The organism is Amycolatopsis sp. NPDC021455 (assembly GCF_040640995.1).
Lineage (GTDB): Bacteria > Actinomycetota > Actinomycetes > Mycobacteriales > Pseudonocardiaceae > Amycolatopsis.
The window spans coordinates 13,314-36,974 of record NZ_JBFACT010000045.1; the positions used below are offsets into that span (position 1 = coordinate 13,314).

The window sequence follows — 23,661 nt, forward strand, 5'->3', positions numbered from 1 at the left end:
TTCAATCACGCGAGTTGACTCCCCAATCACGCGAGTTGGCGCTTCAATCACGCGAGTCAGGCGTTGTCGCGGACCTTCAAGGCCCAGGTGACCAGGGGCCATTGCAGGGGGAGGCGGCCGAGGGTGATCGCGCGGAACTTCGCCGGGGCCTGCTTGCGCTGCGCGTCGACGGCCATCTTCACGTTCGCCGGGAAGATGCCGACGAACAGCCACGCCGCGGCCAGGCCGCCGAGGCGGCGGGTGCGCGGTGCGGCGATCGCGGCGGCGACGCCGATTTCCGCGACGCCGGAGGCGTAGGTCCAGGCCCGCGGGGAGCCCGGGAGCGACGCGGGGATCTGGGCGTCGTACGGCTTCGGCTTCACGAAGTGCATGAGGCCGCCGACGGCCAGCAGTCCGGCGAGGAAGTGGGCGGGCCGTTGCGAGATTGCCATGAACTCATCGTTTCACGCGGCGGCGCGGTGTCCGGTTCGGCTATCCTCCGGGCGTGAGTGACGCTCGACACGAGCCAGCATGAAGGCCCTCAAACGGTTGCCGCTGGGCAGTCTCACCGATCGGCCCGACCACGAGCTCGTCGGCGTCCTGCGGATGCCCGAGCTGACGGTCAGCCCGCTCCGCTCGATCGTCAAGCGGATCATCGGCGCCCTGCTCGCGCTGCTGGCCACGGTGATCATCGTCTACGTCGACCGCGACGGCTACCGCGACGCCAACGGCGACGGCCTGTCCCTGCTCGACAGCCTGTACTACGCCACCGTCTCGCTGTCGACGACCGGCTACGGCGACATCGCGCCGGCCACGGCGTCCGCCCGGCTGGTGAACGTCCTGGTGATCACGCCGCTGCGGGTGCTCTTCCTCATCGTCCTGGTCGGGACCACCCTGGAAGTGCTCACCGAGCGCTCCCGCCAGGCGTTCAAGATCCAGAAGTGGAGGACGAAGGTGCGCGACCACACGGTCGTCGTCGGGTTCGGCACCAAGGGCCGGTCCGCCGTCAACGCGCTGCTCGGCGACGAGAACATCGCCCCGGGCCAGATCGTCGTCGTCGACACCGACCAGCAGGCCCTCGACGCGGCCAGCGCGCTCGGCCTCGTCGCCGTGCACGGCTCGGCCACCCGGTCCGACGTCCTGCGCGTCGCCGCGGTGCAGCACGCCCGCGCGGTCGTCGTCGCGCCGAACCGGGACGACACGGCGGTGCTCGTCACGCTCACCGCGCGCGAACTCGCGCCCAAGGCGCACATCGTCGCGTCGGTGCGGGAGGCGGAGAACGTCCACCTGCTCAAGCAGTCGGGCGCCAACCAGGTCGTCGTCTCCAGCGAGACGGCCGGGCGGCTGCTCGGCATGGCGACGTCGACGCCGCTGGTCGTCGACATCATGGAGGACCTGCTCACCCCCGAATCGGGCCTGGCGATCGCCGAGCGGCCGGTCGAGCCGTCGGAGGAGGGCGGGTCGCCGCGGCACCTGCCGGACATCGTCCTCGGCGTGGTCCGCGACGGCGTCCTCTACCGCGTCGACGCCCCGCAGGCCGACGCCATCGAGCCCGGCGACAAGCTCCTGTACGTCAAGAAAGTGACGCCGGCGGACAAAATAGCGGGACGCTGACGTCCGACCAGGGCACCTGGGTTTTGCCCGCGGGATCTGGAACCATGGCGAAGTGCCCCCGCGATCCCTCGCCCTGAAGTGGCCCACGGTGGCGATCCCCGCCGCGGCGGGCGTGCTCGTCGTGCTGCTCGCCTGGCTGGCCGGACCCGGCCTCCTGGGCGTCACGAACGACGCCGTCGGCGCGCCGGTCCAGGCCGAGGTGACCAAGCCGGCGCCGTGCGACAAGCCGGACGCCGTCGAGACCGTCAAGTTCACCGTCGCCGGGAAGGCCCACGAGGGCAAGCTGAACGGCTGCGGGCACGGTCAGGGCGAGCGCGTCGAGGTCGTCGTGCCGGACGTGCTGCCGGACCAGGGCACGGTCACCGTCACCGCCGCGGACACGTCGATGGGCTCGTCCGACGCGCGGCGCCCGGTCGGCCTCGCGCTGCTGGTGTTCGCCTGCTTCTCCGGCGGGATGTTCGTCTACCTGTGGCTGAGCATCCCGCTGCGACCCAAGACCCCCGCCGCAAAGGTCAGCTGACCTCGGACGACGGCGCCGCGAACGTGTTGCAGTCGGCGATCCGGTTGCTCGTCGCGCCCGCCCGCCACCAGGACGCGTAGTGCGCGTTCGTCCCGTGGTCGTGGCTGCGGGAGGTGTTGTCGCCGCGGGTCTCCTGGTCGTTCCAGGCCTTGTTGTACATGTCGCGGGTGATCGTGCCGCCCTGGTCGACGTGCGCGCCGAGGAACATCCCCGAGAAGCACTGGGCCTGCAGTTCCTTGCGCCGCGACATTTCGAGCCCGGCCGGGCTGTTCTGGCCGGCCTCGTAGATCTTCTGCCAGGCCGCGTCCATCAGCCCGGCGACCTCCTGGACGTGGTGGCCGTACTCGTGGGCGAACAGGGCCAGGTAGACGCCGGGGTTGTTGCCGTACTGGTCGGTCTGCAGACCGCGGAACGGGACGTACAGGTTGTTTTCGCAGTAGTACGCGGCGGTCGCGATGCCGACCTGGATGGTGCCGCACTCGGTCTCGAAGCTCGCGCCGGTCGGGAAGTGCAGGGCCGGCGGCGTGAACGGCAGGTGGTAGGCCTCGAGGAACGGGCCCCACGCGGCGTCCAGGCACTTGCTGGCGGCGGTGAAGAACGCTTCCGCGCCGTCCTGCGTGCTCTGCCAGGCCGGGAGGTTGCAGACGCGGTTCTGCAGACCGGCGTTGGGGTCCTGCAGGATCGGGTGGTCGGCGAGCTTGAGGATCTTCTGCGGGCCGGTCGCGCTGGGCGCCGACAGCGTGGCCGAGGGACTCGGCGGCGCGGACGCCGGCCCCGCCGCGCCGCCGGGCAGCTGCGGCGGGAGGTCCTGGGACGTCGGCGCGTCGCGGAAGTTCGCGTTGGCCAGCGGTGCCTGGGTGCGGTTGAGCGCCACGATCGCGACCAGGCCGAGCACGAGGACGGCCACGGCGCCGAGGCACACGCCGATCACCGCCGCCGGCGAACGGCGCCGTGGGGCGGCCACGGTGTGGGGGCGGCCCAGCCACGGGAGATCCGGTTGCGCATCCGGCACCGGCGGCGGCTGGACGGTTCCGCGAGGCGGTACCTGGCCGTGGGGCGGTTGCGTCATCTAGGCAGTCCCGAAGGGTCTCGGTACGGACCGGGGGTACCCGATCCGCCGTTCAGCATATCGGGGGAATGGGCCCTCTCGCACCCATCCGTGCTCGCGCGGTCACGGCGCGCGGACGTCACCCCAGGTCTGGCCGGGTGTGACGGGCTCTGAGAGAGTGTGGTCAAGCAGGTACTGCAGGCGAGGGGCTTCGATGACAGACACCGGTGGCGCGCCCGGCGGAGAGGGCGCCGACACGCCGACACCGAGTCAGGGGACTCCCCAGGCTCCGGCCCCTGGATCGGGTGAACCGAAGCCGCCCGAAGATCACGCCGCGTCACCGGCGACGCCGCCGCGGGGGTGGCAGCCGCCGGACTCTTCGGCGACTCCGCCGCCCGGCTGGCAAGCGCAGGCACCGGGCCCGGAGGCCACGCCACCGCCCGGCTGGCAGGCACCCGGCCCGCAGGCCACGCCGCCGCCCGGCTGGCAGGCGCCGGGACCGCCGCCGGGACAGCCGTACTCCGGCGGCCCGCAGTACGCGCAGAAGCCGTGGAGCCCGCACGGACTGGGCAAACCCGGCGTGATCGCGCTGCGGCCGCTCAACATCGGCGACATCCTCGACGGCGCGATCACCGCGATCCGCCGTCACCCGCTGCTCGTGCTGGGCATCGGCGCGGTGATGGCGGTGCTCACGGCCGGGCTCACGTTCCTCACGCAGAAGTTCCTGTTCGCGGACCTGCAGAACCTCGCTTCGACGGCCGACCTCGGCCCCGGCGCGACCCCGGCGGAGGTGCAGCGGGCCCTGCTCGGCACGCTCGGCGACGTCTTCGTCGTCGCCATCCCGGCCGCGCTGGTCTCGGCGCTGCTGATGACGGTCACCACCGGCCTGATGGCCGCGGTGATGGGCAAGGCCGCGCTGGGCCGCGAAGTCTCCTTCGCGATCGCGTGGCGCGAGGTGCAGCCGCGGCTGCTGCCGCTGTTCGGCGTGGCGGTCGTCTACGCGGTGGGCACCACGGTCGGGCTGATGCTCTGCATCATCCCCGGTGTGCTCGCCTGGGTGTTCTGGGCGCTGGTGGCCCCGGCGCTGGTGCTCGAACGCGGGACGTTCAAGCAGGCGTTCTCCCGGTCGGTCAAGCTCGTCTCCGGCGCGTTCTGGCGCGTGTTCGGGATCCTCCTGCTGGCCTACATCATCCAGTCGTTCTTCGAAAGCATCATCCAGCTGCCGTTCAACGCCGGCGCCGGCCTGTTCAGCCAGTTCCTGAACCCGGGCAAGGTGTACGTGCCGAGCACCGGCGACCTGCTGCTGCAGTCGGCCGGGCAGATCGTCTCCGGGACGATCGCGATCCCGTTCGCCACGCTGGTCACCGTGATCGTCTACCTCGACCAGCGGATGCGCCGCGAGGGCATGGACATCGAGCTGGCGCGCGCGGCCGGGGTCCAGCCGCCGCAGGCATGGTGACGTCGCTGCTCACGGATGTCCCGGTCGACATCGACCGGGACTCGGCGCGGCGCGCGGCGGCCCAGGAGCTGTCCGACCCGAAGTACCGGGACGCGCGGCCGAGCTTCCTGCAGGAAGCCGTGCAGTGGCTCGGCGAGCAGGTGGAAAAGCTGCTGAACGGCGTGTCTTCGGTGGTGCCCGGTGGTGCCTTCGGGCTGCTGCTGCTCGTCGTCCTGCTGATCGGGCTCGGCGTCGTGATCCGGCTGCGCACCGGCAAGGTCGCCCGCGCGTCCCGCGCCGACCGGGTGGTCTTCGGCGGGAAACGGCAGAGCGCCGACGACTACCGTCGCTCGGCGACCGAAGCCGCGGCCGCGGGCCGGTACGGCGATGCCGTCCGAGACCGTTTCCGCGCCGTCGTGCGGGCCTTGGAGGAACGCGCGCTGCTCGACGTCCGCTCGGGCCGGACGGCCGACGAAGCCGCCGCCGAGGCCGGGGTGCTGCTGCCGAACGTCGCCGACGAGCTGCGGCAGGGCGCGCGGCTCTTCGACGACGTCCACTACGGCGGCCGCGAAGGCACCGAAGCGGCGTATCGCGCGCTGACCGAGCTGGACGAACGCTGTCGCCGTGAACGGCCGGTCGCCGTGGCGGGCTCGTGACCACCTCCGTTTCGCCGGACTTGCGCCGGATCTGGCGCGGCGCGCGCGTCCCGCTCGCCCTCGTCGCCCTGGTCTTCGCCGCCGGCGCCCTGCTCCTGCTCGGCCGAGGGGACCAGACACGCGGCACGCTCGAACCCGGCTCCTACGAACCGGACGGCGCGCACGCGCTCTGGAAACTCCTGCGGGACCAGGGCGTCGACGTCCGGACCGCGCACACCATGGCCGAAGCGGACGACCAGATCGGCGAAGGCGCCACGCTGCTCGTCACCCGGCCGGACCTGGTCCCGGCGAAGCGGCTCGACGCGTTGCGGGAGCGGGCCGCGGACGTCGTCCTGGTGACGCCGGGGGAGCGGACGCTGCACGACTCGCTGCCGCTGGTGCGGAAGGCGGGCCAGAGCGACACCGCCGTGCTGAGCCCGCAGTGCACGGTCGCCGCCGCGGTCGCGGCGGGCACCGTCACGCTGGGCGGGGCCGGCTACTCGGCGCCCGGCGCGCGTTCGTGCTACCCCGGCGAGGACGGCGGCGGCACGCTGCTGCAGCTCGCCGACGCGGGTGGCACGACGACGCTGCTCGGTTCGCCGGCACCGCTGACCAACGCGCGGCTCGCCGAAGAGGGCAACGCGGCGCTGTCGCTGCGCTTGCTCGGGGCGCACCCGAAGCTCGTCTGGTACCTGCCGTCGGCGGACGACCCGGGGCTGGACGACTCCCGCAGGTCGTTCTTCGACCTGATCCCGGACGGCTGGTACTACGGCACCGCGCAGGCGTTCATCGCCGTCGCGCTGCTGGCGTTGTGGCGGGCGCGGCGCCTCGGCCCGGTGGTCACCGAGCCGCTGCCGATCGTGGTCCGCGCGGCCGAAACCGCCGAGGGCCGCGCCCGGCTGTACCGGCGGGCGAAAGCGGCCGGGCACGCGGGTGAGACGCTCCGGGAAGCGGCGCGGACCAGGCTGCGGACGACGCTGGGCCTGCCCCGCGACGCCGACGCGCAGGCGCTGGTGGCCGCGGTGAGCGCGCGCACCGGACGCGCGGCGAACGACGTGGGCGCGGTGCTGTACGGCCCGCCGGTGCCGGACGACCCGGCGCTGGTCCGGCTGGCCGGTGAACTGGACAGGGTGGAACGAGAGGCAGGACGAACTTGAGCAGCGCTACCGAGAACGCGACCGGGGCCCGTGACGCGCTGATCGCGCTGCGCGCCGAGGTCGGCAAGGCCGTCGTCGGCAACGACGCCGCGGTCACCGGGCTGATCTTGGCGCTGCTGTGCCGGGGGCACGTGCTGCTCGAAGGCGTCCCCGGCGTGGCGAAGACGCTGCTGGTGCGGGCGCTGGCCGCGGCGCTGGACCTGGAGACCACGCGCGTGCAGTTCACGCCGGACCTGATGCCCGGCGACGTCACCGGCTCGATCGTCTACGACGCGCACAGCGGCGAGTTCTCCTTCCGCGAGGGGCCGGTGTTCACGAACCTGCTGCTCGCCGACGAGATCAACCGGACGCCGCCGAAGACGCAGTCGTCGCTGCTGGAGGCGATGGAGGAGCGGCAGGTCTCGATCGACGGCAAGTCGCGGCCGCTGCCGGACCCGTTCATCGTGATCGCCACGCAGAACCCGGTGGAGTACGAAGGCACGTACCCGCTGCCGGAGGCGCAGCTGGACCGGTTCCTCCTGAAGCTGACCATGCCGACGCCGTCGCGTGAGGACGAAATCGGCATCCTGCTGCGGCACGCGCAGGGTTTCGACCCGCGCAACCTGGCCGCGGTGGGGCTCAAGTCCGTCGCGGGCGCTTCGGAACTCGCGGCGGCGCGGGAAGCCGTGGCGCGGGTGACCGTCGGGCCCGAGGTGATCGCGTACGTCGTCGACCTGTGCCGGGCGACGCGGCAGCTGCCGTCGGTGCGGATCGGCGTCTCGCCGCGCGGGGCGACGGCGTTGCTGGCGGTGACCCGCGCCTGGGCGTGGCTCGCCGGACGCGACTACGCGACCCCCGACGACGTGAAAGCCTTGGCGCGCCCCGCTTTGCGGCACCGCCTGGACGTCCGGCCGGAGGCCGAGCTGGAGGGCGTCACCGCGGACGGCGTGCTGGACCGCGTGCTCGCGTCCGTGCCCGTGCCGCGCTGACATGGCCGTCACCGGAAGGCTCGGGCTGCTGGCGCTGTTCGGCGCGCTGGTGGTCGGGCTGCTCGTGCCGTCGGACGCCGGGATCCTCGCGGTGGGCGGGGTCCTGCTGGTGCTGGTCGTCGTCGATCTCGTGCTGGCCGGAAGCGTTCGCCCGCTGCGGTTTTCGCGCTCCGGCGACACGTCGGTGCGGCTGGGCGAGCCGTGCGAGGTGACGTTGCTGGTGGCCAACCCCGGCCGCCGCACGGTGCGCGGGCAGCTGCGGGACGCGTGGCCGCCGTCGGCGGGCGCTCTTGACCGGCACTCTTTGCGCGTCCCGCCAGGGGAGCGGCGGGCCTTGGTGACGGCGTTGCGGCCGACCCGGCGCGGCGACCGGACGGCGGCGAGGGTGACGGTCCGGTCGGTCGGGCCGCTGGGACTGGCCGCGCGGCAGGGTTCGCACGAAGTGCCGTGGACCGTGCGCGTGCTGCCGCCGTTCCACAGCCGCAAGCACCTGCCGTCGCGGCTGGCGCGGCTGCAGCAGCTCGACGGCCGCAACGCGGTGCTGATCCGCGGCCAGGGCACGGAGTTCGACTCCCTGCGCGAGTACGTCATCGGCGACGACGTCCGGTCGATCGACTGGCGGGCGACCGCGCGGGCGGCGGACGTCATGGTCCGGACGTGGCGTCCGGAGCGCGATCGGCACGTGGTGCTGGTGCTCGACACCGGCCGCGTTTCGGCGGGCCGCGTGGGCGACGCACCGCGCTTGGACGCGGCGATGGACGCGGCGTTGCTGCTGGCGGCACTGGCTTCCCGGGCCGGCGACCGCGTCGACCTGCTGGCCTACGACCGGCGGCTGCGAGCGGCGGTGCAGGGCTCGTCGGGGGCGGCTTTGCTGACGTCGCTGGTGAACGCAATGGCGCCGCTGGAGCCGTCGCTGATCGAGACGGACGCGCGGGGGATGGTCGCGGAGGTGCTCCGGCGAACTCGCCGTCGTGCTCTGGTGGTCCTGCTGACGGGGCTGGACGCGGCGCCGCTGGAGGAAGGGCTGTTCCCGGTGCTGAGCTCGCTGACCGCGCGGCACGAGCTGATCGTGGCGTCGGTGGCGGACCCGCGGGTGGCGGAGATGCTGGCGGGCCGCGAGGACGCGGAAGCGGTCTACGACGCGGCATCGGCCTCGCGGACGGTGGCCGAGCGCCTGCGCGTCACCGAACGCCTCGCGCGGCACGGGGTCGGCGTGGTGGACGCGGTCCCGGAGGAGCTGCCGCCGGCGCTGGCGGACCGCTACCTGGCGTTGAAAGCCGCGGGCCGTTTGTGAAGGAAGAGCCGACACGCGTGCTGGGAAGGTCGACACGCGTGATTGGAGGGTCGACACGAGCGGGCGTCGCCGTGTCGTCCCCTCAATCACGCGTGTCGGCTTCCTGATCACGCGTGTCGACCGTTAGGCGGACTCGGGCAGGGCGTCTCCGGCGTCGCGCGCGTCGAGGTCGCCGACCTCGCCGTCCTTCGCGGCGCGGCGGCCGAGCGTGAAGACGTAGGTCAGGAACGCCACTTCCACCAGCACGCCGATGCCGACGCGGACCCACGTCCGCCAGCCCGACGGTGTCACGAACGCCTCGATCACGCCCGAGACGAACAGCACGCACGCCAGCCCCAGCGCCATGACCACCACCGACCGGCCCTGCTCGGCCAGCGCTTTCGTGCGGGAGCGGCGGCCGGGGTCGATGACCGTCCAGCCGAGCCGCAGGCCGGTGCCCGCCGCGACGAACACCGCCGTCAGCTCCAGGAGGCCGTGGGGCAGCAGGAGGCCGATCATCACGTCGCCGCGGCCCGCCGCGCTCATCGCGCCGATGATGACGCCGGCGTTGAGCGAGTTCAGCCAGAGCGCGCCGATCACCGGCAGGCCCAGTGCGACGCCGAGGAACAGGCAGGTCGCCGTCACCCACGCGTTGTTCGTCCACACCTGCGCCGCGAACGACGCCGCCGGGCTGGTCGAGTAGTAGGTCTCGGCCTCGCCGCCGGGCTTGGTGAGCGCGTTCAGCTCGTCCGGCGTGCCGATCGCCGCGCGCACGTTCGGGTCGCGTGAAACCCAGACGGCGATCACGGCCATCACCGCGACGGACGCCAGCGCGGCCGGGATCCACCAGCGCCGCGAGAGGTACACCGCGGCGGGGAACCGGCGCGTGAAGAACAGCGCGACCTCGCGCCAGGCCGGGTTGTGCGACCCGGAGACCGCCGAGCGGCCCCGCGCGACCAATCCGGACAGCCGCCCGATCAGCGCCGGGTCCGGCGCGACCGAACGGACGATCGACAGGTGCGTCGCGGTCCGCTGGTAGAGCGTCACGAGTTCGTCGGCTTCGGGCCCGGTCAGCTTGCCGCCGCGGCGCGTCAGCTCGCCGAGCCGGTTCCACTCCGCCGCGTGCGCCGCGACGAAGACGTCCACATCCACGCGACCACCCTATCCGTCGTTACCCTGGGCGGCGTGCACGAGGAATCCGAGCTGGTCACCGGCGAAGCCGTCGTCCTGGACCTGCGCGTCGCCAAGCTCGCCAGCCGGGCCCTGGCGATGGCGTTGGACGTGCTCGTCCAGTTCGTCCTGCTGTTCGGTTCGTTCATGGTGCTCGTGATCGCGCTGCCGGACATCGACGAAGCGCTCGGCACGGCCATCCTCCTGGTGCTCCTGGTGCTGGTCATGGTCGGCTACCCGGTGGTGTTCGAGACGCTCTCGCGCGGCCGGTCGCTGGGCAAGCTGGCGGTGGGGCTGCGCGTGGTGCGCGTCGACGGCGGCCCGATCCGGTTCCGGCACGCGCTGGTGCGCGGGCTCGCCGGGTTCATCGTGGACTTCTGGACGCTCGGGCTGTTCGGCGCGGTCGCGGTGATCGTGTCGCTGTGCTCGTCCGACGGCCGCCGCGTCGGCGACTTCCTGGCCGGGACGCTGGTGATCCGCGAGCGGGTGCCGGAAAGCGCGAGCTACCCGGCGATCGCGATGCCCCCGGGCCTCGAAGGCTGGGCGGCCCAGCTCGACCTGACCCGGCTCCCGGACGACCTCGCCCTGGCGAGCCGTCAGTTCCTCGGCCGGTTCGGCCAGCTGCGGCCGGAAGCGTCGCACGCGCTGGGCTGGGGGCTGGCGCAGCAGGTCGGCGACGCGCTGGGGACGCCGGTCCCGCCGGGGGTGCCGCCGTGGGCGTTTCTGGCGGCGGTGCTGGCCGAGCGGCGCAACCGTGATCACGCGCGGGCGTTCCAGGCTTACGCCGCGGGTCAGCCGCCTGCTTGGGGTTACCCGGTAAGTCAGGCTCCTGCCACGGGCGGGGGTTACGCGGCGCCGCACACGCCTCCGCCGGGCTGGGGTTACCCGGCGCAGCCACACCCGGTTCAGCCCGCGCCTCCGCATTCGGCCGTGCCGGAGTCGCCGGCGCCGGAAAACCCGTTCACCCCGCCGAGCTGACCCCGGATTACGAGACGTCCGCCGAGGCGGAGAGCCAGGTGTTGCACTGCTGGTTCCGGTTCTTGGTGGCACCGTGCTGCCACCAGGAGATGTTGTGTTTGGCGCTGCCGTGGTCGCGCTTGCCGTTGCGGGCGTAGTCGTCGCCGCGGTCCTGGGAGTTCCAGGCTTCGTTGTAGATGTTGCGGTCGACCGAGCCGCCGGAGATGGACGACGAGCCGAGGAACATCCCCGAGAAGCACTGCGCCTCGAGTTCCATGCGCCGTGACAGCTCCAGGCCCGCCGCCGAGTCGGCGCCCGCGTCGTAGCGCTGCTCGCCGAACGCCTCGGTGATGCCGGCCAGGTTCTGCACGTGGTGGCCGTATTCGTGGGCCAGGATCGACAGGTACGGGCCGGGGTGGTTGCCCCACACGTCGATCTCGATGCGGTCCATCGGCAGGTAGATCGTGTTGTTCGACGGGCAGTAGAACGGCGTGACGCCGGTCGTCGTGCCGCCGCTGCCGCACGGCGTCGACGATTCCGAGAGCGACTGGGGCACGGCCAGGTTCGGCGTCCGGAACGGCAGGTTCAGCGCGCCGAGCATGCGTGACCACACCGCGTCGAGGCAGCCGATGCCGGACTGGAAGAACCGGGTGGCGCTGCTCTGGTCGGCCGCCCAGCGGCTCAGGGAGCACGGGATGTTCTGCAGGCCGTAGTCGGCGCCGCCGAACAGCGGGTTGTCGCCGGTGGCCACGACCGAGCGAGGCCCGGACGGGGTCTGCGACGTCGGCGTTTCGCGCTCGGAGGTGCGGGCGGTGGTCGTTTCGGAGGTCGACGACGTGGTGGTGGTCGCTTCGGTGGTCTCTTCCGGGGTGGTCGGGTAGGTGCTGGAGTAACCGGCGTCGGCGACGTGCCGCGACTGGCCACCGCTCAGCGCGACGGCGGCGATCAGCCCACCGGCGACGGCGACGATGGCGACGATCGCCACGGCGACGATCACGCCGGCATTCGACTTCTTGGCGACGTAGGGGGTGTAGCCGGGAGCGAAGCGCGGACCGAAGGAAGGCGGCCCGGCGTAGTGGGGGGTGAAGACGGGCGGGGCGGCGGCCGCCGGAGGTGGCAGCGGAGCCCGCCCGGGCGGCGGGGCGGGGTAGCCGAACGGCGGTGTGCCGGTTGGTGGAGCTGGGAAGCCCTGCGGGCCTCCGCCTGGCCAAGCGGCAGGGGATTGGTGCGGTTGGTGGCCGCTCTGCCCGGGAGCGCCGGGGCCGTGCGGCCCGCCGGGCGCCCGATTCGGCCACCCGGACTGCCCAGGCCCACCACCCGGCCCCGGCCCCGGCAGCGGCCGCGCGGCCGGCGGCGGAAGCGGCGGCCTCCCGGGCGGCGGCAGCGGACGGCGCGGGTCGTGCGGACCGGGACCCGGTGAACCAGGACCCTGCGGGCCGTGCGTCATCGAAAAGGAACCCCTCCCCTGAACCGACCGGCGTACCCGCGCCGATCGCGCCGTTCCGGGCGTCAGCATAGATCGGGTGCTCTAGGGTGTGGTGCTGTGTCGAGGAAATGGGTGACAGCGGCCGCCGTCGCCGTGGCCGTGCTGGTTCCGTCCGGGACCGCCCTTGCCGATGACGGGCCCTCCGCCGGGCCCGTCCTTCCCGGCCTGCCCGCCGACCAGGCCAAGAAACCGCAGCTGCTCACCGGGCAGGGCGTCCAGCCGGCGGAGGGCACCGTCGCCGACGTCGCCCTGAAAGTCCTCCGTGACGGCACCCTGTCCGTCACCGAACACGTCACCGTTCCCGGCGGCAAGCAGCTCACCTCGCGCGTCCCGCTCAAGGTCCCCGCGAGCGACGACCAGGACCGCGTCTTCCACATCCGCGACGTCAAGACCGAAGGCGCCGCCACGAGCCAACTGACCGGCGATCAGCTTGTCCTCACCTTCGCCGGCGGCGCCTCCGCCGTCACGTACACAGTGGACGGTGCCATCGCCGACCAGAGCGGCCGCCAGCAGGCCCGCTGGCAGGTCGCGAGCGGCTTCGACGCGCCGCTGGACAAGCTCACCGCGTCGTTCCTCGCCCCGTCGCCCCAATTGTCCCCTGTGGACTGTTTCGCCGGCCCGCTCGGCTCGAGCCAGCGCTGCACCCTCGCCGAGCTGGACCACACCGGCGTGGTGCGGCTCGAACAGAACGACGTCCGGCCGGGCGACCGCGTCGACCTCCTCGTCGGCCTGCCCGCGAACACCACCCCGGCCAACGCCGTGTTCGCCGACATCGGCCTGCTCGCCAACGCCTTCGCGCTGACGCCGCCGACCGGAATCGCCTTCGCCGTCCTGCTCGTCCTCCTCGTCGCCGGCGGGATCTTCGTCCAGCGGCGCCGCAAGCAGGACGCCGGCGCTCTCCTCACCGCCACCGGCCCGGTCGAAGTCCTCCTGCGCGACGGCGACCGCGTCTTCTTCGCCAGCCCGGACGGCGTGCTGCCCGGGCAGGTCGGCACGGTCGTCGACGAGACCGTCGACGTCGTCGACATCAGTGCCACCGTGGTGGACCTGGCCGTCCGCAACTACCTCTGGCTCGCCGAAGTCCCCGGCCACGACTGGCAGATCGCCCGCCGCAACCCGCCGGACGAGCACCTGCACGACTTCGAGCGCGCCGTCTGCGAAACCCTGCTGCCGGCGGGCACCGACAGCGTGCTGGTGTCGCAGCTGCGCGCCCATGGCGGGCTCGACCTGCGCCGGATCAGCGACGCGATGTACGCCGACGTCGTCACCAAGCGCTGGTTCTCCCGGCGCCCGGACACCGCGCGCGGGCGGCTGACCTGGCTCGGTGCCGGGATCTTCGCGCTCGGCCTGGTCGTCACCGCCGTGCTCACCTTCACCGTCGGCGACGCGCTGCTCGGCGTCGCCGTCGCCCTGGCCGGGCTCGCCGTCGCCGCGGCGGCCGCGCTGCTGCCGTCCCGCACCGCGCGCGGCCGGGCGCTGGTCGGTCAGGTCCGGGGCCTGCTCGACTACCTGCACACCGCCAGGGCCGAGGACATCCCGCCCGCCGACCGCGAGCTGGTGTTCTCCCGGTCGCTGCCGTACGCGGTGGTGCTGGGCGACACCGAACGCTGGCTCGGCGCCTTCGCCGCGCTCAACCCGGCGTCCGACGGCACGGCCGGGCTGTACTGGTACGGCGGCATGGAAGCCGAGCCCGACCTGCGCCGGTTCGGCACGCACTTCCCGTCCTTCCTGACCGCGCTGGACGGGCTGCTCACCGAGTCCGGCCGCGCCGCCGCGACGCGCTGACCGTGTTCGCCGAGGCCGTACTCGCGCTCTTCCTAGCCGCGGCTCCCGTGGACCAGCCGCCGCTGCCGACCGTGGCGCAGAGCGCCGAGATCCAGCTCAAGGTGCAGCGCGACGGCTCTTTGTCGGTCGCCGAAGCGATTTCGGTGCCGCAAGGGGAGACCATGGACCGCCGGGTCGCGTTGCGCGTTCCGGCGCCGCACCACCGCGACCGCGTCTACGGCGTCCGCGACGTCGTGCTCGAAGGCGCCGGGACGGCGAACGTCGACCAGGACGCCTTCACCGTCCACCTCACCGCGGGCACGTCGATCGTCCGGTACACAGTGGACGGTGCGGTCGCCGGGAGCCGGGTCACCTGGGAGCTGGCCGGCGGCTGGAGCACCGAGCTGAAGTTCGTCCGCGCGTCCTTCGCGGCGCCGAAGATCCCGACGGCCGTCGACTGCCTCGCCGGGCCGCCGGACTCCGACTTCTCGTGCGGGGCCGCGCAGATCGACCACGCCGGGCTGACCCGGTTCAGCCAGCAGGACCTCGCCGCGGGCCAGCGGATGACGGCGACCGTCGAGCTGCCCGCCGGCACCGTTCCCGACAACGAGGTCCTGGTCCCGGCCAAGACGGTCGCCGGCGCGTTCGTGCTCACCGCCCCGGTCGGCTGGGCCTGGGCTGCCTTCGGCGCGCTCCTGCTGCTCACCGCCGTCCTGGTCGGTCTCGCCCGTCGCCGGAGCTTTCACGTGAAAGCTCGGGCCCCAGGTGGGAGCTTTCACGTGAAAGCTACGGGCGAGTTCGCGTCGCCGGAAGGCGTGCTGCCGGGCCACGCCGGCGTCCTCCTGTACGGCCGCGCCGGACCCGCCGACCTGGCCGCGACCGTGCTCGACCTCGCCGTCCGCAACTACCTCTGGGTGAGCGACGGCTCCCGGCTGACCCGCCGCAACCCACCCGACGAGCACCTCACGGCCTTCGAGCGCGCCGTGTTCGAAACCGTCCTGCCCGGGGAATCGGTGACCCTCGCCGAACTGCGGCAGCGGCACGTCGAGGTGCCGCGGGCCGCGCTGGCCGCCGATCTCACGGGCCGCGGCTGGCTGCGCCGTCCCGGACGGCTCCGCCGCGCCGGGTTCCGGGTGGTCGGCTACGGCGTGTTCCTCACCGTCCTGCTCGCGCTGACGGTGGGTTACGCCCAGCTCGGCGTCATGGTCGTGCTCGCCGGGATCGCGGCCGTCGTCGCCTCGGCCGCCCTGCCCGCGCGCCGGCGGGCGGGCGCCGACGTCGCGCGGCGCCTGCGCGGCGTCGCGGAGAAGCTCGCGTCGGCCAAGCCCAAGGAGCTGACGAAGCCGCAGCGCGAGCTCGTCTTCTCCCGCGGCCTGCCGTACGCGCTCGCTCTGGGCGAACTGGCGCCGTGGGTCGCGGCCTTCGACGGGCTCAAGAACCCGCCGCCGGTGTACTGGCACGACGGCGACGTCACCCCTGACCAGGCCGGATCCTTCGCGACCGCGCTGGCGGGCACCTTCGCCGCCGCCCGGCGCGGCCGTCTCCTCGACGCCGTGGAGCAGCACGCCCGTTCTCACTCGCCGGTCGGGACGCACGCGGGTGCCGACCCGTCGTAGGGTGGGGCCATGGCCGATCCCGAGCTCGTCCGATACACCCTCGACAACGGTCTGCGGGTGGTTCTCGCCCCCGACGCGACCGCGCCGGTGGTCGGCGTCAGCGTGCACTACGACGTGGGTTTCCGTTCCGAGCCGGAGGGGCGCACCGGTTTCGCGCACCTCTTCGAGCACCTGATGTTCCAGGGCTCCGAGAGCCTGGAGAAACTCGCCCACTTCCGGCACGTGCAGTCCAGTGGCGGGACCTTCAACGGGTCCACCCACCCCGACTACACCGACTACTTCGAGGTGCTCCCGAGCGCCGCGCTCGAGCGTGCGCTGTTCCTCGAAGCCGACCGGATGCGCGCGCCCAAGCTGACGGCGGAGAACCTGGCGAACCAGATCGACGTCGTCAAGGAGGAGATCCGGCTCAACGTGCTGAACCGGCCCTACGGCGGGTTCCCGTGGATCACCCTGCCGCCGGTGCTGTACTCGACGTTCCCCAACGCGCACAACGGCTACGGCGGCTTCGAGGACCTCGAAAGCGCCACGGTCGACGACTGCGCGGCGTTCTTCGACACCTACTACTCGCCGGCGAACGCCGTCCTCACGGTGGCCGGTGACTTCGAGATCGGCAACGCCAAGAAGCTGATCGAGGAGCACTTCGGCGACGTCCCGCACCGGCCGGCGCCGCAGCGGCCGTCGTTCGCCGAGCCGCTGCCCACCACCGAGCTGCGCGGCGAGGTCGAAGACCCGCACGCCCCGCTGCCCGCGCTCGGCATCGGCTACCGGATGCCGGACCCGATCAACGACGTCGACGGCTACCTGGCCTACCTGGTGCTCGCCGGGGTGCTCACCGACGGCGACGGCTCGCGCCTGCAGCAGCGGCTCGTGCACCGCGAGCCCCTGGTGGTCGACATCGGCGCCGGCGCCGGGCTGTTCGGGCCGTTCGAGGCCCGCGACCCCGACACGTTCACCATCACCCTGATCCACCCGCACGAGGTGCCTCGCGAACGGGTGCTCGCCGCGCTGGACGACGAGCTGGAGAAGCTCGCCGAGAACCCGCCGAGCGAGGAGGAGCTGCGCAAGGTCACCGCCCGGTGGACGGCGAGCCTGCACTCCGAGCACGACAGGCTGGTGTCCCGGACCCTCGCGCTCGGCTCGTTCGAGCTGCTCTACGGCGACGCGTCGCTGGTGTACAAGCTCGCGGACCGCATGTCCGCCGTCACCTCGGAAGCCGTTTCGGCGGCGGCGAAGGCGCTGCGCCCGGACGCGCGCGCCGTGCTGGTGGTCAAGCCCGCTTCGGAAGGGAACAACGAGCAGTGACTTCTGCAACGCACCGCAGCGCCGAGGAGATCGGCCGCACCGCGCGGGGTCCGCGGCCGCTCCCGCCGCTCGGCGAGCAGCGGGCCGCCGCCGACCTGTCCCATGTGGACACCGAGCTGTCGAACGGCCTGCGGGTGCTGGCCGTGCGCAAGGCGACCGTGCCGCTGGTCGAGGCGCGGCTGTGGATCCCGTTCGCGGGCGACGACGCGCTGCACCCGGCGACCGCCGAGGTGCTCGCCGAGACGATCCTGACCGGCACCGCGCGCCGCAACCGCATCGAGATCGACACCGAGCTGGCGCTCATCGGCGGCGACATCGGCGCCGGCGTCGACCCGGAACGCCTGGTGCTGACCGGGTCCGCGCTGGCCGACAAGCTGCCGACGTTCCTCGACGTCCTCGGTGACGTCCTCACCGGAGCGACGTACGCCGACGAGGAGATCGCCCGCGAGAAGGAGCGGCTGGTCGAGCGGATCGCCGTCTCGCGGACCCAGCCGCGCACGATCGCGCGCGAGGCCCTGCAGAAGCACCGCTACGGCGACCACCCGGCGACCCGCGAGGTCCCGAAGGCCGAAGACGTCGCCGTCGTGACGCCCGAGCAGGTCCGTGCGCTGCACCAGGCGTCGGTGCTGCCGCGCGGCTCGGTGCTGGTGCTCGTCGGCGACCTGGACCCGGCCGGCGTGCTCGGCGATCTGGAGAAGGTGCTCGGCGGCTGGGCGTCGGACCGCTCCGCCGTCCGGCTGCCGCCGCTGCCGGAGCTGACCGGGCCGAGCGTGCTGCTGGTGCCGCGCGCGGGCGCGGTGCAGTCGCAGATCCGGCTGTCGGCGCAGACCGTGCCGCGCACCGACCCGGGGTATGCCGCGCTGCAGCTGGCGAACCTCGCCTACGGCGGGTACTTCTCGTCGCGGCTGGTGGAGAACATCCGCGAGAACAAGGGGTACACCTACTCCGCGCACTCCGGGTTCGAGTTCACCGACGGCACGGCGGTGGTCAACGTCGACGCGGACACCGCGACCGACGCGACGGCGCCGGCGCTGCTGGAGACCCGCTACGAGCTCGGTCGCTTGGGCCAGGTCCCGCCGTCGGGCGACGAGCTGGAGTCGGTGCGGCAGTACGCGATCGGCTCGCTGCTGACGTCGACGTCGTCGCAGGCCGGGCTGGCCGGGCAGGTGCTGGCGCTGGCTTCGACCGGGCTGGGCCTGGAGTGGCTGCTCGAGCACCCGGCGCGCGTCGCCGCGGTGACGGCCGAGGATGTCGCGGAAGCGGCGTTGAAGTACTTCGCGCCCAAGCGGTTCACGGGCGTGGTGGTCGGTGACGCGGCGGTGCTCGAACGCAAGCTGCTGGCCCTCGGCGACGTCGTCGTGGGCGAGCCGGCCTGATGTCCGTCCCGTTCACCCTCGGTGCCCTGCCCACCCTGTCCCGGTCCACAGTGGACCGCCAGGAGGGCTTGCGCACCAACCCTTCGCGGCTGTCGTCGCGCTGGGCCGACGCCCGGGTCGTCCTCCTGGACGACACCGGGCGCACCCCGGTCGTCGAAGGCACGGCGACGCTGGCGTTCCGCAAGGCGATCGACTTCGGCACGGCCCCGCCGGCGGAGGCGGTGTTCCTGGGCGAGTGGCAGGACGTCGACTACTGGTCGTTGCCGGGCGGCCCGTCGGGTTCGGCCGACACCGTGAAGATGGCGGGCAGCTGGGGTTTCGTCGAGGAGGTCCCGCGCGCGGACGGCGAGGTCTGGGTCGAGCTGCGTGGGTACGGAGACCTGCTGGACGACACGTCGGCCGGGCTCTTCACGACGGCACAGGCGTTGCGGTTCTGGCGTCGTCAGGCCAAGTTCTGCACGCGGTGCGGCAGTGCGACGGAGCTGGTCCAGTTCGGCTGGGCGAGCAAGTGCACCGGGTGCGGGCGCGAGGAGTACCCGCGCACGGACCCGGCGGTGATCTGCCTGGTCCACTCGCTCGAGGGGACGAACGGTTCGCACGTGCTGCTGGCGCGTCAGCCGATCTGGCCCGCCGGGCGGTACTCGGTGCTGGCCGGGTTCGTCGAGGCGGGGGAGGCGCTGGAGAGCTGCGTCGTCCGCGAGATCCGCGAAGAGGTGGGCGCGGCCGTCTCGGACGTCCGGTACCTCGGGAGCCAGCCGTGGCCGTTCCCGCGGTCGATCATGCTGGGCTTCACGGCCCGGGCGGATCGTTTCGCGCCTCTGGTGCCGGCGGATGGTGAGATCGAAGAGGCGTTGTGGGTGTCGCGGGCCGAGGTGCGGGAGGCGTTCGCGAACAGCTCGGTGCGGGGTGAGGGCTCGAAGCCGACGCCCATCGCGGATGGGGCTGCGGAGATCATCCTGCCGGGGAACTCGTCCATCGCCCGCGTGATGCTCAAGGCCTGGGCGGACGCGGAAGCCTGAGTCCAAAGCCGCCGAGCGGTCATCGCAGGTCACCGCGCTCGATCACCGTGCGGGTCGGCTTGCCCGAGAAGTCCGGGTGGCCGCCGTACGCCAGGTTGAGCGTCTCCAGCCGGTAGCTCCAGGCCCTCCCGCTCGAGAAGGTCGAGCCGAACCGCAGGTTGAACTGCCAGCGCAGCCACTCGCCCGGCCGGAGCCGGACCGGCTGCGGTCGCCAGGCCCGCCGCGGCACCCCCCCCCGGTGACGGGAGCACCAGCACCGACAGCTCGCCGTCCACCTCCCGGAGCTTGACGCCGTCCAGCTCGGCGAGCGGGCGCACCGCGAACCGTGGCGAGAAGCCGGTCGACTCGTCGACATCCACCTCGTGGAGTCCCGCCTCCGCCGGCAGGGGGAAGGCGATCGGCACGCGGTTGCGCGCCGAAGCCGCCGGGCCGCCCCGGGACCGCTTGGTCCAGGTGGTCCGCACCCGCTGCGCCACGACGTCCATGCCACCAGCATCCCTCGCTGGGCAAGCGGAAATCCGCTGACCAGGCCCGGGACGACCGGCGGAAGTCGTTCACCGGTGTTTCCGCCAGGTGGCCCAGCGCGGCCCCAAGCGTTACCCGGCCGTTTCCCCAGCCCGTTGACGGCTGTGCTTCGGCTCACTACAGTCCCCGGAAACCGTCTGTAAAGTATCCTAATTAAGTCCGGAGGGACGAGTGCGAGCCGGTAGCCCGCGGATGCTGCGCGAGATCAACGATCGCGCCGCGATCGAGGTCCTTCTTCGCGAAGGGCCCCTCACGCGTGCCGAACTCGAGCTCGCCATCGGACTGTCCAAGCCCGCCACCGCGCAGCTCATCACCCGGCTCGAGCAGGACGACCTCGTCGTCAAGGCCGGTGTGCGGGGCGGTGGCCGGGGACCGCGGGCCCAGCTCTGGGCCGCCAACGGCAGCCTCGCCTTCGTCGCCGCCGTCGATCTCACTCCGCACGTCGCCGACTTCGTCGTCGCGGACGTCGCCGGGGTCGTGCTCGCCGAGTACCGGACGCCGCTGCCCGTGCACGAAGGGGCCGATGTCGTCGGGACCTTCGGCGAAGCCCTCAACCACGTCGCCGGGCAAGCCGGAATCCAGCGAACCGACCTGGCCCACGTCGTGATCGGCGCGCAGGGGGCGTTCGATCCGCGGACCGGCCTGCTCTCCTCGGCTCCGCACATCCCCGGCTGGCTGGGCTTCGACGTTCCGCAGAAGCTCAGCGACGAACTCGGCGTCGACGTCCTCATCGAGAACGACGTCAACCTGGTCGCCGTCGAGGAGATGACCGCCGGGATGGCCCAGGACGTCGACGACTTCGTCATGGTCTGGCTGTCCGAAGGCGTCGGCGGCGCCGTCGTCATCGGACGGCGGCTGCTGCGCGGCGCCACCGGCGGGGGCGGCGAGATCGACTGGATGCGCGTGCCCGATCCGGCCACAGTGGACACCGGTGACGTCTGGCCGGAGGCCGGTGCCCGTTTCGGCAACCTCGTCGACTCGCCCGCCATCTGCCGCCTCGCCGCCGCCCACGGCATCCAGGCCGGCACCGCCTGGGAGGCCGTCGGAAAAGCCGAAAAGGGCCATCCCTTCCTGGACGACCTGGCGAGAAGGGTCGCCGGCGGTGTCGCCAACCTCGTCGCGGTCGCCGACCCGCAGCTCGTCCTGCTCTGCGGCGACACCAGCCGCGCCGGCGGGGCCGAATTCGCCGCCCTGGTGCAGGAGAAGCTGCACGAACTGGTCCTGCCGCGCACGCCCGTCGGCTGCGCGTCGGTGCAGGGCAACGCCGTCCGCGCCGGTGCGCTGCAGTCCGCGCTGGCCACCACCCGGGTCGACGTCTTCGGCGTCGTCACCCCCACGCTCCTCGGGTCGCGCAGGCCCGAGGCCGGAAGCACCCGTCCCCGCCCGAGTAGCCCCAACCGATGAGGAGGAGGGCCATGCCCCCTACCACCCGGATCCGCCGTGGCTCGCTGTTGGCGGTCGCCGCCGCGGCGTCCGTCCTGCTGGCCAGCGCCTGTTCCGGTGCCGCCGCACCATCCACAAAGGACGCCGCGGCCGCGCCCGGCAAGGACGACAAGCTCACGCTCACCGTGTACTCCAAGTTCACCGACCGCGAGTACGGCGTGGTCACCGCGGGCCTCAACAAGCTCAAGGCGAAGTTCCCGAACATCGAGATCAAGCACGAGGGCAACCAGGACGACGACAAGCTCACGCAGTCGATCCGCGGCGGCAATCCACCCGACGTCGCGATCTCCTTCTACACCGACAACCTCGGCGCCTGGTGCTCCACCGGCAGCTTCCAGGACCTCAAGCCCTACCTCGACCGCGACAAGATCGACCTGAACCAGATCCCGGACGCCGTCCGCAACTACACCGAGTACCAGGGCAAGCGGTGCGCGATGCCGATGCTCGCCGACGTCTACGGGATGTACTACAACACCGACATGTTCGCGGCGAAGGGCGTCACTTCGCCGCCGAAGACGATGTCGGAGCTGTTCGAGGACGCCAAGAAGCTCACCGAGTTCAACCCGGACGGTTCGATCAAGGTCGCCGGCTTCCTGCCCTCGATGCCGTTCTACGCCAACCAGGCCCAGTACTGGGCGCAGTACTTCGGAGCGCCCTTCCTCGGCCCGGACGGCAAGTCCGACCTCGCCACCAACCCCGGCTGGAAGGCGATGTTCGAGTTCCAGAAGAAGCTCATCGACTTCTACGGCGGCCACGACAAGGTCGAGAAGTTCAAGGCCGGCCTCGGCGACGAGTACTCCGCCGACCACGGCTTCCACAAGGGCAAGCTCGCCATGATAATCGACGGCGAGTTCCGCACCGCCTTCCTCAAGGACCAGGCGCCCGACGTCAAGTACCAGACCGCGCCGTTCCCGGTGCTCGACACGATGGCCGACCACTACGGCGGCGGCTTCACCACCGGCACGATCATCGCGATCCCCAAGGGCGCCAAGAACCCCGGCGCCGCGTGGGAGCTCATCAAGCAGGTCACCCTGGACACCGACACCCTGGTGGACATGGCCAACGGCCTGAAGAACGTGCCCAGCACCAAGGCGTCGCTGACCTCGCCGCGGCTGGACCTGCAGCCGCAGTTCAAGACGTTCCTCGACATCTACGACAGCGGCAAGCTGGTCGCCAACCAGACCACCCCGATCGGCGACGCGCACCTCAAGGCGGTCAACGACTTCGCCGAGAAGTGGCAGGCCGGCTCGGTACCCGACCTGACCGCCGGCCTGGCCAAGGTCGACGCGCAGATCAACGACGAGCTCAAGCAGAAGGGCGCGGGCGGATGACTCTGTCCGATGGGGTCTCGGCGGTAAAGAGTCCCTCGACCCGCACCCTCGCCGCGAAAACCGATGGGACCCCGGCCGCACCTGCGAAGGTGCGGGCGGGGGCCCGCCGGGCCAAGCGCCGCCGGACCGTCCTGTTCTTCATGGCCCCGGCGTTCCTCGGGTTCCTGATCTTCTTCGGCTACCCGCTGATCGCCACGGTCTACTACTCCTTCACCCGCTACGACCTGATCAACCCGCCGCAGTTCATCGGCTTCGACAACTACGTCCGGATGTTCACCACCGAGCCGCTGGTCGGCACGGCCGCGTACAACACGTTGTGGCTGGTGGTCGTCCTGACGGTCTGCCGGGTGGTGTTCTCCCTCGGCATCGCGTCGGTGATCTCGCGGCTGAAGTCGGGCGTCGGCCTGGTCCGGACGCTCTGCTACCTGCCGACGCTCGCCCCGCCCGCGGCGGCGACGCTGGCCTTCGTCTTCGTGTTCAACCCGGAGTTCGGCCCGGTCAACCGGTTCCTGCGGCTCGTCGGCATCGACGGCGGGCTCTGGTTCAACAGCCCGGCGATGTCGAAGCCCGCGCTGACGCTGCTGGCCCTGTGGGGCTCGGGCGAGCTGATGATCATCATCCTGGCCGCCCTGCTCGACGTCCCGACCGAGCAGTACGAGGCCGCCGAGCTCGACGGCGCCGGCCCGGTCCGCCGGTTCTGGCACGTCACGCTGCCGTCGATCTCGCCGGTGCTGCTGTTCGGCGTGGTCAACTCGATCATCTACGCCCTGCAGTTCTTCACGCAGGCGATCGTCGCCGCTTCGGCAAGCGCCGGCACAGCCGACGTCGCGGGCAACTCGAAGCTCATCGGCGCACCCCAGAACTCGACGCTGACCTACCCGATCTGGCTGTACGTCCAGGGCTTCCGCTACTTCAACATGGGTTACGCGGCGGCGATGGCGGTGCTGCTGTTCATCGTGTCGTCGGGCTTCACCTGGATTCTCGTGCGGCAGTTGCGGAAGACCCAGCATCAGGAGGAGGGGGCATGAACATACCCTCGC

21 protein-coding genes are annotated in these 23,661 nt (G+C 72.2%); 16 read left to right on the forward strand and 5 right to left on the reverse strand.

The window, feature by feature from the left end; all coding sequences use genetic code 11:
- Window positions 1-56 precede the first annotated feature (56 nt).
- Window positions 57-431 (reverse strand): hypothetical protein, encoded by a 375-nt coding sequence (locus AB0G28_RS34405; RefSeq protein ID WP_361098903.1) that lies wholly within the window; start codon window positions 429-431, stop codon window positions 57-59.
- Between the two features lie 79 nt (window positions 432-510).
- On the opposite strand from AB0G28_RS34405, the gene AB0G28_RS34410 reads away from it, so the two are divergent.
- Both AB0G28_RS34410 and AB0G28_RS34415 read left to right on the forward strand, forming a co-directional pair.
- Window positions 511-1,593, forward strand: coding sequence for a potassium channel family protein (locus AB0G28_RS34410; RefSeq protein ID WP_361098906.1), 1,083 nt, complete (start codon window positions 511-513; stop codon window positions 1,591-1,593).
- An 88-nt stretch (window positions 1,594-1,681) separates the two neighbouring features.
- Window positions 1,682-2,113, forward strand: a complete 432-nt coding sequence (locus AB0G28_RS34415) for a hypothetical protein (RefSeq protein ID WP_361099053.1) — start codon at window positions 1,682-1,684, stop codon at window positions 2,111-2,113.
- Here AB0G28_RS34415 and AB0G28_RS34420 read toward each other — a convergent pair.
- Window positions 2,106-3,125, reverse strand: a complete 1,020-nt coding sequence (locus AB0G28_RS34420; RefSeq protein WP_361099056.1) for a neutral zinc metallopeptidase — start codon at window positions 3,123-3,125, stop codon at window positions 2,106-2,108. The two genes, AB0G28_RS34415 and AB0G28_RS34420, sit on opposite strands and share 8 nt — an antisense overlap.
- A 250-nt stretch (window positions 3,126-3,375) precedes the next feature.
- Here AB0G28_RS34420 and AB0G28_RS34425 point away from each other — a divergent pair, with 250 nt between their 5' ends.
- From AB0G28_RS34425 to AB0G28_RS34445, 5 genes are read left to right on the forward strand one after another with little or no spacing between them, the layout of a single operon-like run.
- Window positions 3,376-4,620, forward strand: a complete 1,245-nt coding sequence (locus AB0G28_RS34425; RefSeq protein WP_361098909.1) for a hypothetical protein — start codon at window positions 3,376-3,378, stop codon at window positions 4,618-4,620.
- The gene (locus tag AB0G28_RS34430) at window positions 4,614-5,255 is read left to right on the forward strand and encodes a DUF4129 domain-containing protein (protein ID WP_361098912.1); all 642 of its coding nucleotides are present in this window, start codon (window positions 4,614-4,616) and stop codon (window positions 5,253-5,255) included. Before AB0G28_RS34425 ends, AB0G28_RS34430 begins: the two co-directional genes overlap by 7 nt.
- Entirely contained in the window at window positions 5,252-6,391 is a 1,140-nt protein-coding gene (locus AB0G28_RS34435) for a DUF4350 domain-containing protein (protein WP_361098915.1), read from the forward strand. Before AB0G28_RS34430 ends, AB0G28_RS34435 begins: the two co-directional genes overlap by 4 nt.
- The gene (locus tag AB0G28_RS34440; RefSeq protein ID WP_361098918.1) at window positions 6,388-7,359 is read left to right on the forward strand and encodes a MoxR family ATPase; all 972 of its coding nucleotides are present in this window, start codon (window positions 6,388-6,390) and stop codon (window positions 7,357-7,359) included. The genes AB0G28_RS34435 and AB0G28_RS34440 overlap by 4 nt, the downstream gene beginning before the upstream one ends.
- A 1-nt stretch (window position 7,360) precedes the next feature.
- Window positions 7,361-8,653 (forward strand): DUF58 domain-containing protein, encoded by a 1,293-nt coding sequence (locus AB0G28_RS34445; protein ID WP_361098921.1) that lies wholly within the window; start codon window positions 7,361-7,363, stop codon window positions 8,651-8,653.
- Between the two features lie 123 nt (window positions 8,654-8,776).
- Here the strand turns inward: AB0G28_RS34445 and AB0G28_RS34450 are convergent, their stop codons facing one another.
- On the reverse strand, window positions 8,777-9,784 hold the full coding sequence (locus tag AB0G28_RS34450; protein WP_361098924.1) for a stage II sporulation protein M: 1,008 nt from the start codon (window positions 9,782-9,784) through the stop codon (window positions 8,777-8,779).
- 33 nt (window positions 9,785-9,817) lie between these two features.
- On the opposite strand from AB0G28_RS34450, the gene AB0G28_RS34455 reads away from it, so the two are divergent.
- On the forward strand, window positions 9,818-10,780 hold the full coding sequence (locus AB0G28_RS34455; protein ID WP_361098927.1) for an RDD family protein: 963 nt from the start codon (window positions 9,818-9,820) through the stop codon (window positions 10,778-10,780).
- Window positions 10,781-10,787: 7 nt separating this feature from the next.
- Here the strand turns inward: AB0G28_RS34455 and AB0G28_RS34460 are convergent, their stop codons facing one another.
- On the reverse strand, window positions 10,788-11,756 hold the full coding sequence (locus AB0G28_RS34460) for a neutral zinc metallopeptidase (protein WP_361098930.1): 969 nt from the start codon (window positions 11,754-11,756) through the stop codon (window positions 10,788-10,790).
- A 561-nt stretch (window positions 11,757-12,317) separates the two neighbouring features.
- Here AB0G28_RS34460 and AB0G28_RS34465 point away from each other — a divergent pair.
- Genes AB0G28_RS34465 through nudC form a run of 5 tightly spaced genes read left to right on the forward strand, consistent with a single transcriptional unit; the run spans window position 12,318 to window position 19,322 of the window.
- Entirely contained in the window at window positions 12,318-14,030 is a 1,713-nt protein-coding gene (locus AB0G28_RS34465) for a DUF2207 domain-containing protein (RefSeq protein ID WP_361098933.1), read from the forward strand.
- 47 nt (window positions 14,031-14,077) lie between these two features.
- Window positions 14,078-15,625, forward strand: coding sequence for a DUF2207 domain-containing protein (locus tag AB0G28_RS34470; protein WP_361098936.1), 1,548 nt, complete (start codon window positions 14,078-14,080; stop codon window positions 15,623-15,625).
- A gap of 9 nt (window positions 15,626-15,634) precedes the next feature.
- The gene (locus AB0G28_RS34475; protein ID WP_361098939.1) at window positions 15,635-16,927 is read left to right on the forward strand and encodes a pitrilysin family protein; all 1,293 of its coding nucleotides are present in this window, start codon (window positions 15,635-15,637) and stop codon (window positions 16,925-16,927) included.
- Window positions 16,924-18,303 carry a pitrilysin family protein gene (locus AB0G28_RS34480; protein WP_361098942.1) on the forward strand — a complete coding sequence of 460 codons (1,380 nt, stop codon included), beginning with the start codon at window positions 16,924-16,926 and terminating at the stop codon, window positions 18,301-18,303. Before AB0G28_RS34475 ends, AB0G28_RS34480 begins: the two co-directional genes overlap by 4 nt.
- Window positions 18,303-19,322 carry an NAD(+) diphosphatase gene (nudC, locus tag AB0G28_RS34485; RefSeq protein WP_361098945.1) on the forward strand — a complete coding sequence of 340 codons (1,020 nt, stop codon included), beginning with the start codon at window positions 18,303-18,305 and terminating at the stop codon, window positions 19,320-19,322. Before AB0G28_RS34480 ends, nudC begins: the two co-directional genes overlap by 1 nt.
- A 19-nt stretch (window positions 19,323-19,341) precedes the next feature.
- Here nudC and AB0G28_RS34490 read toward each other — a convergent pair whose 3' ends face one another.
- On the reverse strand, window positions 19,342-19,551 hold the full coding sequence (locus AB0G28_RS34490; RefSeq protein ID WP_361098947.1) for a hypothetical protein: 210 nt from the start codon (window positions 19,549-19,551) through the stop codon (window positions 19,342-19,344).
- 488 nt (window positions 19,552-20,039) lie between these two features.
- Between AB0G28_RS34490 and AB0G28_RS34495 the strand changes: the two genes are divergently transcribed.
- From AB0G28_RS34495 to AB0G28_RS34505, 3 genes are read left to right on the forward strand one after another with little or no spacing between them, the layout of a single operon-like run.
- Window positions 20,040-21,251 carry an ROK family transcriptional regulator gene (locus AB0G28_RS34495; RefSeq protein ID WP_361099059.1) on the forward strand — a complete coding sequence of 404 codons (1,212 nt, stop codon included), beginning with the start codon at window positions 20,040-20,042 and terminating at the stop codon, window positions 21,249-21,251.
- 11 nt (window positions 21,252-21,262) lie between these two features.
- A complete protein-coding gene (locus tag AB0G28_RS34500) occupies window positions 21,263-22,621 on the forward strand; it encodes an extracellular solute-binding protein (RefSeq protein WP_361098950.1) in 1,359 nt (452 codons plus the stop codon).
- Window positions 22,618-23,649 (forward strand): sugar ABC transporter permease, encoded by a 1,032-nt coding sequence (locus AB0G28_RS34505; protein ID WP_361098953.1) that lies wholly within the window; start codon window positions 22,618-22,620, stop codon window positions 23,647-23,649. Before AB0G28_RS34500 ends, AB0G28_RS34505 begins: the two co-directional genes overlap by 4 nt.
- The last annotated feature ends 12 nt before the right edge of the window (window positions 23,650-23,661 follow it).